This window comes from Salinivibrio sp. MA427, assembly GCF_001996115.1.
GTDB lineage: Bacteria > Pseudomonadota > Gammaproteobacteria > Enterobacterales > Vibrionaceae > Salinivibrio > Salinivibrio costicola.
In genome coordinates this window covers 1-11,412 of sequence record NZ_MUFH01000059.1, presented here as the reverse complement: position 1 = coordinate 11,412, position 11,412 = coordinate 1, and the positions used below count along the sequence as shown (strand labels likewise).

10 protein-coding genes are annotated in these 11,412 nt (G+C 51.9%); 5 read left to right on the top strand and 5 right to left on the bottom strand.

Annotated features, from left to right (window positions below; translation table 11 throughout):
• Positions 1 to 196: 196 nt before the first annotated feature.
• Positions 197 to 382, bottom strand: a complete 186-nt coding sequence (locus BZG79_RS06335; protein ID WP_199877583.1) for a LysR family transcriptional regulator — start codon at positions 380 to 382, stop codon at positions 197 to 199.
• 98 nt (positions 383 to 480) lie between these two features.
• On the opposite strand from BZG79_RS06335, the gene BZG79_RS06330 reads away from it, so the two are divergent.
• From BZG79_RS06330 to BZG79_RS06320, 3 genes are all read left to right on the top strand, one after another.
• The gene (locus tag BZG79_RS06330) at positions 481 to 1,809 is read left to right on the top strand and encodes an aspartate aminotransferase family protein (RefSeq protein ID WP_077773987.1); all 1,329 of its coding nucleotides are present in this window, start codon (positions 481 to 483) and stop codon (positions 1,807 to 1,809) included.
• 48 nt (positions 1,810 to 1,857) lie between these two features.
• The gene (locus BZG79_RS06325; protein WP_199877582.1) at positions 1,858 to 2,667 is read left to right on the top strand and encodes a 3-keto-5-aminohexanoate cleavage protein; all 810 of its coding nucleotides are present in this window, start codon (positions 1,858 to 1,860) and stop codon (positions 2,665 to 2,667) included.
• 143 nt (positions 2,668 to 2,810) lie between these two features.
• A complete protein-coding gene (locus tag BZG79_RS06320; RefSeq protein ID WP_077773985.1) occupies positions 2,811 to 3,782 on the top strand; it encodes a TAXI family TRAP transporter solute-binding subunit in 972 nt (323 codons plus the stop codon).
• Positions 3,783 to 3,866: 84 nt separating this feature from the next.
• Here BZG79_RS06320 and mltA read toward each other — a convergent pair whose 3' ends face one another.
• Positions 3,867 to 4,946 (bottom strand): murein transglycosylase A, encoded by a 1,080-nt coding sequence (mltA, locus tag BZG79_RS06315; protein ID WP_077773984.1) that lies wholly within the window; start codon positions 4,944 to 4,946, stop codon positions 3,867 to 3,869.
• 236 nt (positions 4,947 to 5,182) lie between these two features.
• Between mltA and BZG79_RS06310 the strand changes: the two genes are divergently transcribed.
• A complete protein-coding gene (locus BZG79_RS06310) occupies positions 5,183 to 5,407 on the top strand; it encodes a hypothetical protein (protein WP_025744513.1) in 225 nt (74 codons plus the stop codon).
• 100 nt (positions 5,408 to 5,507) lie between these two features.
• Here the strand turns inward: BZG79_RS06310 and BZG79_RS06305 are convergent, their stop codons facing one another.
• On the bottom strand, positions 5,508 to 5,858 hold the full coding sequence (locus BZG79_RS06305) for a DUF2850 domain-containing protein (protein WP_077773983.1): 351 nt from the start codon (positions 5,856 to 5,858) through the stop codon (positions 5,508 to 5,510).
• Positions 5,859 to 6,076: 218 nt separating this feature from the next.
• Between BZG79_RS06305 and argA the strand changes: the two genes are divergently transcribed.
• Positions 6,077 to 7,402: an amino-acid N-acetyltransferase gene (gene argA / locus BZG79_RS06300; protein WP_199877581.1), complete on the top strand. Its 1,326-nt coding sequence runs from the start codon at positions 6,077 to 6,079 to the stop codon at positions 7,400 to 7,402.
• A 12-nt stretch (positions 7,403 to 7,414) separates the two neighbouring features.
• Here the strand turns inward: argA and recD are convergent, their stop codons facing one another.
• Both recD and BZG79_RS06290 read right to left on the bottom strand, forming a co-directional pair.
• Positions 7,415 to 9,256 (bottom strand): exodeoxyribonuclease V subunit alpha, encoded by a 1,842-nt coding sequence (gene recD, locus BZG79_RS06295; protein WP_077773981.1) that lies wholly within the window; start codon positions 9,254 to 9,256, stop codon positions 7,415 to 7,417.
• On the bottom strand, positions 9,253 to 11,412 hold a 2,160-nt coding region (locus BZG79_RS06290; protein ID WP_199877579.1), incomplete at its 5' end, for a 3'-5' exonuclease. The genes BZG79_RS06290 and recD, both read right to left, overlap by 4 nt.

Below are 11,412 nucleotides of genomic sequence, written 5' to 3'. Positions count from 1 at the left end.
CCACAGAAATATCAGGATGCTGCGATTTAAACGCTGGCAGCTGAGGAATTAACCAAAGGCTAGCAAACGAGGGCGGCACCAATAAGCTGACGGACTCATGCCTTGCACTTTGCTGACGTGCTTGCGCCGTGGCATTGGCGATATCATTGACGCTGGCCGATATCATAGTTAAATAAGGCTCTCCGACTCTGTTGAGTCATACTCCCCCAGCATGTCGCTCAAAGAGTGGTTGACCAATTCCTTCTTCGAGCTGCTGTATTTGCTTGCTCACCGTACTTTGGCTGACATGCAATACCTTCGCGGCTTCTGAAAAACTTCCTGTTTGAGCCACCGCAATCAATGTTTGAAGCGAACGCATCGACGGCAAACGCACATTCATCATCTCATTCCTTTTTTGCATACCTGGTGAAAATATATCCTTTGCGGTTTAAAACACAAGTTCACCATACTGAGTTATCACGCTTGCATTGAGGCCCTCGTATGAGTCATGTCTTTCACCGTCACTGTCATCATCTTCCCCCTACCATTGCCAGTGGTAATGGGATGTACTTAATCGACACTCAAGGTAACGAGTATCTCGATGCATGCGGAGGCGCAGCCGTCTCTTGCCTTGGGCACAACCACCCTGCCGTATTAGACGCTATCCACCGTCAGCTTGATGCGATTCCCTATGCGCATACCGGCTTTTTTACCTCAGAAAGCAGTGAAGCGCTCGCCAAGATGTTGGCCGACCTTGCGCCTCCCTCGATAAATCACGCTTATTTAGTCAGTGGTGGATCGGAAGCGATGGAAACCGCGCTAAAACTCGCTCGCCAGTACTGGGTGGAAGTCGGTGAACCCCAACGACAACATTTTATCGCACGCCGCCAAAGCTACCATGGTAATACACTCGGGGCGCTGTCCGTGGGTGGCAACGCATGGCGACGCGCCCCCTTTGCCCCGTTGTTGATGGATACCAGTTTGATTGCCCCTTGTTACGCCTATCGCGATCAACGTCCCGATGAGACCGCTTACGAGTATGGTCAGCGGGTGGCCAACGAGCTTGAAGCCATGCTGTTAGAAAAAGGGCCGGAAACCGTCATTGGGTTTATCGCAGAACCTGTGGTGGGCGCGACAGCCGGTGCATTGACTGCGGAAGCGGGATATTTTTCTCGTATTCGCGCAATTTGCGATCAGTACAATATTTTGCTGATCCTCGATGAAGTCATGTGCGGCACGGGGCGCACCGGTCGCTTTTTCGCTTTTGAACATGAAGGCGTCGTTCCGGATATTGTCGCCATCGCTAAAGGACTGGCTGCTGGTTATCAGCCCATTGGCGCCACCTTGGTCTCGGATCATCTCTATGAAGCAATTGCATCTGGGTCAGGCTTTTTCCAACATGGCCACACCTTCATGGCTCATCCAACGGCATGTGCCGCTGCCTTAGCAACACTCACCACACTTGAGCAAGAAGAATTAGTTGACGCCGCTGAGCAGCAAGGAAAGGCGCTTAAATCGGCGTTACACCATCAGTTTGATTCTCACCCTTTTGTCGGTGACATTCGCGGACGTGGGCTATTTTTAGCGTTGGAGCTGGTGGCAGACAAAACCAGCAAGCGTCCCTTTTCGCCTGAACTTACGCTCCATCAAACGATAAAAAAAACCGCCATGCATAACGGACTCATGTGTTATCCCATGGGCGGTACTATTGATGGTAGGCAGGGGCATCACATCTTACTCGCACCGCCGTATATTATTGAATCAACTCATATCGCGGCCATCACCGACAAGCTAGCACTGACATTAGAGATGTGCTTGCCTCACCAATAACGACAGATTCAGAAGCGAGGGAAAAGAATGCGAGACGCAAGGACGATCATGGTTGCCCCCAATGGTGCGTACTTACAGCCCGTGCACCATCCGCGTGTGCCTATCACCGGCGAACAGCTTATTCACTGCCTGCACGAATGCGCCGAGGCAGGCGCAACCATGGCCCACATCCACGCCCGCGATCAACAGGGAGCCCATAGCCTTGATCCCGCGCTAAACCAAGCGCTATATCAGCAAGTAATAGATGCCGTCGGTGATCGTATGGTGATTCAACTCACCACCGAAGCCGTAGGCCGCTATTCCCCCCAGCAACAAATGGCGCTGATTAAAGCCGTCAAACCCGAAGCCGCTTCCTTTGCGCTACGAGAGCTTATCCCTGATCATCAGCCTCCAAGCAAAGCGGTAACAGATTTTTTTGCTTGGACGGTTGAAGCTCGGATCTATAGTCAGTTTATTCTCTATCACCCCAGAGAACTGGCACGCTACTACACGCTGCGCGAACAAGGTATTTTACCCTCACGAGGTCATCACTTGCTTTTTGTTGCAGGGCGAGATCGGACTCCACCCCGAGGTATGCCCGAAGATGTCGCCGCCATGTATCATGCGCTTCACGCCGATGGCACTATTCCTTGGTCTGTCTGCGCATTTGGATGTCATGAAAGTCGCTGCTTAACGACAGCCGCGACACTGGGCGGTGACGTTCGAATCGGCTTTGAAAACAACACCCAACACATCGATCAAAGCCAGGCACACGATAACGCATCACAGATCACAAATTTGCGCAACACACTGGAAAACCTGGGATATTGTACTAAACCTGTACAAGCACTAAGACAAACCATGACCCAATCGTTTTAACCCAATACTATTGCTTGCAAATATTGTTAAAAGATTGAAAAAATAGCGCGGTGACACGTTATTGTCATATTTACATCGAGTGTCATACCATCTTCGAGGGTGCGCCCGGATAGCAACCTCTAACTTAAAAAGGAATCTTAAGCATGAAAGCGATGAAACCGACTCTGATTGCGCTCAGCTTTTCCGCTGCACTAGGAACCGCAGCAACGGCTCAAGCCAATCAGTTTGTAACCATTGGTACTGGCGGTGTGACGGGTGTTTATTACCCGACGGGCGGTGCAATTTGTCGTCTGGTTAACAAAAGTAAAGATGACCACGGCATTCGCTGCTCTGTAGAGAGTACAGGCGGTTCTATCTACAACATCAATACCATTCGTGCTGGCGAGCTCGATATGGGGATCGCACAATCCGACTGGCAATATCATGCCTACAAAGGCACCAGCAAGTTTGAAGATCAAGGCGAATTTAAAGATCTGCGCGCGGTTTTCTCTATCCACCCAGAACCTTTTACCGTGGTCGCTCGTGCTGATGCAAACGTAAAAACCTTTGATGACCTCGAAGGCAAGCGCGTTAACATTGGTAATCCAGGGTCAGGTCAGCGTGGCACCATCGAAGTATTGATGGATCAAATGGGTTGGGACATGGATAAGTTCGGYCAAATTTCCGAGCTGAAAGCGTCTGAGCAATCAAAAGCCCTCTGTGACAATAAAATTGACGCCATGGTTTATGCCGTAGGCCACCCGAGTGGTGCGATCCAAGAGRCAACGACTGCGTGTGATAGCGTATTGGTTGAAGTCGCTAACGATGCGGCTAAACAGTTGATCAGCGAGCGCGATTATTATCGTCAAGCGATATTGCCAGGTGGTATGTACCGGGGTAACGATAATGATGTGACGACCTTTGGTGTGGGTGCTACGTTTGTATCCTCAAGCCAAGTCTCTGAAGACGTCATTTACAACGTCGTGAAAGCGGTGTTTGAGAACTTCGATGATTTCCGTCGCTTACATCCAGCCTTTGCCAACTTGAAGAAAGAAGAAATGGTAAAAGATGGTCTGTCTGCTCCCCTGCACCCAGGCGCAGCACGCTACTATCGTGAAGCGGGTTTAATTGAGTAATCATACTTCGTTAGCTTAAATGCAAAAGCGAGCGTCAAACGCTCGCTTTTTTATTGCTTCAAGGATGAGCCTTAATCTTAGCCGTTAGGGCTGATTCACCATTTGTGGCGCTAACGGTTCCAGTTTCCAAACCCGACCAAAGTGTTTGTAATGACCGGCTTGCTCGCCTGCTTTATTACCCATGCCATGGTATAAATCCAGGTGATTTTCTTTCACTGCCCCACCGGTATCCAACGCCATTAAAAGCTTGAGCACATGCTCTCCCGTCCATTTACCCTGGTCATCAAGCTGTGGCACTTCAGCAAGTAATACACTGCCCATAGGTAAGTAACGTCGATCCGCCGCCACAGAGGCGCCCGCTTTTAACGGGATCCCCGCCGTCCCACTGACAGGATCCGCCGCTTTGGGCGTAAAGAACACATACGACGGGTTGTGTTCCAGTAAGGTCCGAACCTCTTCTTCATCGTGTGCCGCGACCCAATCTTGAATCGCCCGTAACGACATATCCTCTCTGGCTACCTCACCATTTTCAATTAATACCTTACCAATACTGACGTACGGATGACCGTTTTTACCGCCGTAGGCAAAATACTCGAGCTGATCATTGTCACCAAAATGGACAAAACCACTGCCCTGCACTTCCATAATAAAGTTATCGATGCGAGATGCGCTGTAACCCAACGCCAAACCTAACCCTTCTAAAGCACCGTCATAAATCGCTTGACGATCAGGGCAGTCTTCATTACAAGGCGGTTTGGCATAAACTGGATAACGGAATAAGGCATCGGGTTGATGGCGCATTTCAATCACGGGTGAGAAATAACCGGTAAACATCACGTTACCGAAATCATCGCCACCGCCCATTTGGTTGACACTCAGGCCAAACTCAGCGAGCGTGTCCACATTGCCTCCTGCGTCCAGCCATGCCTGCAAGCGCTGGTATACCGCTTGATGCTTGACCACTAACGAGGGAGATTTTGCTTCTACTTCTGCAAGCTGCTCCTGAAATAAACTAAAGTCGCGCGGACTTTCCGACACCACCTGAGATACTGGGGTTAAAATACGTTCAAACCGCCCATCTCGATACTGCTGACCACGATCAGTCGGCCTAACACACCCTGCTAGTACCGCCACACACGCCATCACGACTAACGCTTTTTTCACACCATCATCCAATCAGTTAGTTTGTAGCGCTAAGGCTCGCAAAAAGCGATGAATTTGGCAATCACTTATCATTATCAGACTGTAAATGCCTGCAAAATAATACAGTTCAATTGTGATGTCATTCAGATTATCCTAGTAACTGCTTGGTCATTCATCAAACTGTCATATAATTGTTATGTACTATGCATGAAACAAAAATGCATAGAAAATGCAACAAAAAAGGAGTAATGATTACCATGGACTTGAAAGTTGGGCGTTCGACGTTACTTGATAGCGATGCGGTGGAATATCAATGGATCCGCATGATGGCCAGTGAAGGTTGTACCCATAATGTGATCAATACCAGTATTCAGCGTTGCCTAGGTGGCGACTCGGAAACTGCCGATCTTTTACGCCGAGTAGCCACCAAGCAATGCTCGGTCAATGAGTTATTGTCGACAATAGAGTCTGTGAAATATTAATCACGATCTGAGCACTCTGCATCCTTGTGCCTACTCGGAGAGTTTCTGGGCGCCCCTACTCGTGCCGTCGTAACCTAATAACTCCATTGGATGCCAACATCTAGTCGTCTTTCGCAAAAAAAGACGTGTAATGCGCGGGCGATAAGMGTTCTAAGGTACTTTTGTTTTCGACACGATACACGTACGTTTGCGTACCAATCGAATAACTTAGCTTATCACCATCAAACTGATAACTCGTCGTAACCCGGCTGCCATTGGTATAGATACCGTCTTTGCGGACTTCAAAACGATCAGCTGCATAGGGCGCGACCTCTGTTTCAACCCATTCGCCATACAAATCGGTTTGCGTCACGTCAGGCGCAAAAATTGCAGGCTGGGTCGCCACTAAAAATCCCGTTCCACCAAATAATATAAATAGAACTAATAGAACCACTTGTTTCGTTTTTCGCACGCGCTTACCCCTCAGTGCTTTTTATTCCAGCATAACTGACTCATCACTTTACTTTAGACGCTGAACGCCAGATTGTGATCTCGCTTCATCGGCCAACATCGAGTATGGGAGCTAATTCTTATCGTTTCACATGCGCACTGACACCGCACAGGACTTGACACTCAGACCTAAAAAAGAATAAAAAGGCATATAAAGTGAATAAATAAACGGGTATGCGCGTGAAGATAAGAAGTACCGCACTGGTTAAAGGATTTCGCCAATCTGCACCTTATGTAAATGCTCACCGAGATAAAACCGCGGTGATCATGCTGGGTGGCGAGGCGATGGCGGATGAGAACTTTAAAAATATCGTCAATGATATCGCGCTACTCAATAGCCTTGGCATGAAGCTAGTATTGGTGTTTGGTGCCCGCCCGCAAATCAATCGCGCGCTCAATCAGTACGGACTGGAAACGCCTTATCACAAAGGAATACGCATCACCGACAGCCACGCGCTTGAAGTGGTCAAACAAGCCGCCGGCCAAGTGCAGCTCGACATCACCGCGCGTTTATCCATGGGGCTCAACAACACCCCAATGGCGGGTGCTCAGATTAATGTGATCAGTGGCAATTTTATTATCGCGCAACCGTTGGGTGTCGACGAGGGGATTGATTATTGTCACAGTGGCAAAATTCGCCGTATTGATACCGACGGTATTCAACGCCAACTGGATCAAAACGCGATTGTGCTGATGGGGCCAGTAGCCAGTTCAGTGACAGGGGAATGCTTTAACCTCACCTCCGAAGAAGTGGCGACTCAAGTCGCAATTCGGTTACGCGCAGACAAGTTGATTGGCTTTTGCTCCGAACAAGGGGTCTTAAACCCAGACAATGAAGTGATTTCTGAGTTACTGCCCACGCAAGCCCAGCCACTTCTAGAAGCGAGAGAAGCCGCTGGCGATACTGGCTCTGGCACCAGTCGCTTTTTACGGGGCGCGATTGCTGCGTGTCGCGCGGGAGTCACTCGCAGTCATTTGATTAGCTATAAAAAAGACGGCGCCTTGATCCAAGAGCTGTTCTCGATTGAAGGGATCGGCACCCAGATCGTGATGGAGCGTGCCGAAAAAGTGCGCCAAGCTGAGATTGACGATATCGGTGGGATCTTGGATTTAATCCGACCGTTGGAGCAACAAGGGATCCTGGTGCGCCGCTCGCGAGAACAATTGGAGCAAGAAATCCCACGCTTTACCATCATCGAACGGGATGGGTTAGTGATAGGCTGCGCCGCCCTCTACCCGTTTAGTGAAGCGCGCACCGGCGAGATGGCATGTGTCGCCATTCATCCAGACTATCGTGATGGCGACCGCGGCGTCATGCTCCTCAATCACCTCAAGCAACGCGCCAAAGCCAAAGGGCTTGAAACGATTTTTGTGCTCACCACCCACAGTTTGCATTGGTTTTTGGAGCAAGGCTTTTTGCTTTCCGATGTCTCGGCGCTCCCCAACACCCGCCAAGAGCTGTACAACTATCAGCGCCGGTCTAAGGTACTAACCTTAGCGCTTTAGCTGACCTCGCCATTATAAGGGCGCCAACAAGGCATCCGGCAAACCACTATACCTTGCGGTGCGTGCGTCCACACCGTGGCGCAGCACCGGCCAAGACGCGTAAAGATCAAGCTGGTGCTTCGCCCGCGTGATGCCGGTGTAAATCAGCTCGCGGGTGATCACCGGTGAAATGGTGGGCGGACATACCAGGACTGTGTGCGCAAACTCCGAGCCCTGTGATTTATGCACCGTCATCGCAAACGCGGTTTGATGGGCGGGCAGACGGCTGGCAAGCAAATAGCGCACCTCGCCATCGTGGGTTTCAAACGCCACCCGGGTGATCCCCGCTTGCTGCACCGCAATGCCAATGTCACCGTTATACAACCCCAGGGCATGATCGTTTTGCATAATCATGATCGGCCGGCCGTGATACCAGGTGTCACGCTCTTTAGCTATCAGCCCCGCCGACGCCAAATGCTGTTCAATCGCTTGGTTGAGGCCAGCGACGCCAAATGGACCTTCGGTCAATGCGCATAACAATCGAAATTGGCTAAAGGCACTCAGCACGTCGGCCATGGGCCGCTGATTTTCGAGCGTCGAATGATCGAGTGCCGTTAGGTAGTCGCGATACCCCGCCACCGCTTGAAGCATCAGGGTCTGATAGCTGTCATCACTCAACACATGGTGGGCAATATCGCCATAGCCGCGTTTTAACACCGCCCCCACCTCGGCCATCTCTCCTCGGTTCACCGCAAAGGCGAGCTGACCGATGCCGGATTGGGCATCAAAGCGATAACTTTTGCGCAATAAACACAAAGCACTGGCAATCGCTGGCGCGTGCGGGTTTTCGGGTACGTCAAAGCCTGTCAGTTGGCTTAAACGCGCTGCTTGCGCCGCTGGATAGCCCGCCTCGGCGTACTGACAAATATCGCCTAGCACCGCCCCCGCTTCCACAGAGGCAAGCTGATCTTTATCCCCCAGCAAAATAATGCGTGTTGAGGGCGCCAAGGCATCGAACAGCTGTGCCATCAAGGGCAAGTCCACCATCGAGGCTTCATCGACAATCAACACATCCGCATGGACGGGATTATTTTTATGATGGCGAAACGCGACTCGCTGCGGAATCGCCCCTAATAATCGGTGAATGGTACTGGCTTGGGTCGGCAGCGCCGCTTTCACGTCATGATCAACAGGCAAGGCGGCAATCGCCCGTCCTAGTGATTCAGTCAATCGGTTGGCCGCTTTGCCGGTCGGAGCGACCAGCTTGATGGTGAGCGCAGCAGACGTTGTACGCTCGGCGTGGTGCGACGCCACCAGCGCCGCCAACAAACGGGCGACGGTGGTGGTTTTACCCGTGCCCGGGCCCCCTGAAATCACCGCAAAAGGCTGGGTCAACGCGGTGGCTGCCGCCACTTTTTGCCAGTCTATCTCTGCCTGTGAGGCGGCAAATAAATTATCTAGGGTTTGTCTGGCCTCATCCGGTACCGGCAGCGCCGTCAAACGCTGGCGAATATGCCCGGCCACTTGCTGCTCGGCATGCCAGTAACGATGCAAATACAGTCGGTGTCCGGCAAGCACCAAGGGCGTCGCCTGCGTACCATCGGACACCACTGAGGCCTGCGCCAATTGCTCGCTTGGCGCTTGGCTATCAATGTGCGCCAATAAAGGCTGCCAAGCGACATCACTGGGTGGCTGCCACTGGTGCAAATCAAGGCAGACATGGCCTTTGCCCACTTCGCGACTCAGCAGCGCCGCCCATACCGTGATAGCAGCCTTATCTAATTGGTTTTCTTCTTCGCCCATCAAACAAGCAAATTGCACATCAATCGCTCGCAATTCCCCGCGCTGGTAAAGTGCCATTAATGCTTGTTTCATAACGACTCTCCAGCAAACAGGTTGTCCAAGGCGTCAATCAGTGCCTTATCGGGACGGTGCGCGAATACGCCGGTTTCGCCGCTATCACTGGCGCCCCGTAAAAAGAAATAAAACACGCCTCCCACATGGGTGTCGTAATCATAATCGGGGATCCGCTGGCGCAAAAAGCGGTGCAGCGCCAAGGTATAGATCTGGTACTGAAAGTCGTATCGGTGCGCGATCATCGCCTCTTTGAGCGCCTCAGGATGGTAATCGGCCACACTGTCCCCTAAATGGTTCGACTTCCAATCCAGCACGTAATACTTGCCGTCAGCGCGGAAGGTTAAATCGATAAAGCCTTTTAGCATCCCGCGCGCCGTCTCAAAGGAGAGCTGGCCAGCGCGGGCAGACAGTGCATCATATCGTGCGGCGAGTCGGTTCAGTCGCTGGCAGTCCAGTGCGGCCAAAGGCATCACGAACTCCATCTCCGTTAATCGACTGGCGTTGTCAATTTGGTTCAGCCTCAGCCCTTGTTCATTAAGCGGGTGCTTCAATACCTGAGTCATCCACTGCTGCAATATCGGGCACCACTGCGGATCATAGTTTTCCAAGCTAAGGTGATGGGTAATAAGCTCAGCGACCTCTTCACTCATCAAATCAGCGGTAAAGTCCACCTCTTCAAATAAGGTGTGTAAAAAGGTACCGGCTCGCGCGCCTTTGGGAAACGCAAAAACCGACCAAGGATCCACCGCCACATCCGGCGTCTCCTCGCCGGCGAGGTCATCGTCCGCGTCCAAGTCGTAACTGGCTAATGTGGGCAAGGCGCTGACATGATGGCTCTGTTTTAACAGCCCTGAGTAACTGGTTAAGCGCCACTGACGGTCAATCTTGCCGTCAAACTGACGCGCGGTTAGCGCCTCGTGGGCGCCCGTTTCAGGGGCATAACGGCTATCATCCGGCTCCGGTGGCGCAACCACAGCCACCGCATCGCTCGCGCTCGCCAACCCAGCTAAACTCTCGGCCAGCAGGCTAGCATCACCGACTTCTCCATGCTGGAGCAAATAACCGAGGGCCGTTAAGTGCAAGGCCGAGTCTTTTTGCCGACTGTTACCTTGTTTAAGGGGCGCACAGCCGATAAAACACCCATACACGGCGCGCGTCACCGCCACATACAACAAGCGGATATCTTCAGCCAACCGCTCTTTTTCAGCGCGCTCTTTGCCTTCATCGACATTATCCAGCGCCAGCACCGGCTGATACTGTTCATCATGATAAAAAGGTTGGCTGCTTTCGCGATACTGACAGGCAAACGGCAAGTAAACCAGATCGTATTCCAAGCCTTTCGATTTATGGATGGTGACGATTTGCACCAAATCACGCTCCGACTCCAACCGCACCTGCTGCTCTTCCGATTGTTGAGCCGGCTCGGCCATCCGCTCTTGTAGCCAGCGGATCAGCGCGTGTGGGTTGTCCAGTTGCTGGCTGGCACTTTGCAGCAACTCCGCGATATGCAAAAAGTCGGTCACACGGCGCTCGCCTTGCGGCATCGCCAACCAGTTTTCTGCCACTTGGCGGGCACTGGCGACTTGGCGAAGCATCGGCATCACCCCACGGCGCTGCCAAGTATCACGGTAATGGCTAAAGGCCACCACCTCTTGCTCCCACAAGGCTTCGTCTTGATTGAGTAATGCCAGCTGCTCGGCGGTCAGGCCAAATAAGTGGCTGGCTAGCGCTGCCCGCAACTTACGCTCGTTTTCAGGCTGCATCACCGCCACTAAAATGCGCTCAATATCGCTGGCGACGGGGCTGGCGAACACATTATCACGGTTAGAAAGATACACAGACGCCACGCCTTTTTCGGCCAGTGCTTGCTTGACCAGCTGTGCCTCGCGGCCGGTGCGCACCAACACGGCGATATTGTGCGGCTGAATGTCGGCTCGGCCGGACGGAGTTTGCAAATAACTATTGCCCGCCACCGATTGGTTGAGCATTTGCGTGATATGCTTTGCGGTACTCACCGCCAAGGTCTGTTCAAAATCTTGCTTGCTACACAATTCATCCGGGCAATGATGCCAAAAGGTGAGCGCGGGCTGCTCGTTTCCCTCCACCACCAGCGCCTTTTGTTTGGCGCTAGGCGAAGAGGCTACCTCTAAAAAGGGAATGCTGTCTTGATAAAC

Excerpts from the sequence above, each read along its gene's own strand:
- BZG79_RS06335 (WP_199877583.1), bottom strand. The coding sequence starts at position 382 with ATGATGAATGTGCGTTTGCCGTCGATGCGTTCGCTTCAAACATTGATT.
- recD (WP_077773981.1), bottom strand. The coding sequence starts at position 9,256 with ATGAAACAAGCATTAATGGCACTTTACCAGCGCGGGGAATTGCGAGCG.
- BZG79_RS06330 (WP_077773987.1), top strand. The coding sequence starts at position 481 with ATGAGTCATGTCTTTCACCGTCACTGTCATCATCTTCCCCCTACCATT.
- BZG79_RS06310 (WP_025744513.1), top strand. The coding sequence starts at position 5,183 with ATGGACTTGAAAGTTGGGCGTTCGACGTTACTTGATAGCGATGCGGTG.
- BZG79_RS06325 (WP_199877582.1), top strand. The coding sequence starts at position 1,858 with ATGGTTGCCCCCAATGGTGCGTACTTACAGCCCGTGCACCATCCGCGT.